The 300-nt window shown below is 67.3% G+C and carries 1 protein-coding gene; it reads left to right on the forward strand.

Annotated elements, in window-relative coordinates; all coding sequences use genetic code 11:
• On the forward strand, positions 1-300 hold a 300-nt coding region (locus ACTQ1E_RS08950), incomplete at both ends, for a hypothetical protein (RefSeq protein ID WP_441565914.1).

A 300-nucleotide genomic window follows, 5' to 3' on the forward strand; every position in this document is an offset into this window, starting at 1 on the left:
ACGACCCTGCGGGCCAGCTCCTCGCTAGCGGCCATCGGCGACCGCCCCCTTCAGGAACCCGTCGTAGACCGACAGGTCGGCCCCGCCGGCCCCGCCGCCGCCTCCCGCGATACGCCTCGCCAGAACGTCGACCGTGGCGTCGTCGGGGACGCGGCCGCCCTCGACGACCCTGAGCGCCGCCTCGCATGCCGTGTTAGCGTCAATCTATTTTTCACCAGTTTCGCTAAACAGGCGCGCCGTTTGCGCAAAGGCGGTTTCACCGGTTGCGCTAACGTATTTTCACCGATTCCGGTCACGGCT

It is taken from the genome of Collinsella sp. LCP21S3_C7 (assembly GCF_052118485.1).
Classification (GTDB): Bacteria; Actinomycetota; Coriobacteriia; order Coriobacteriales; family Coriobacteriaceae; genus Collinsella.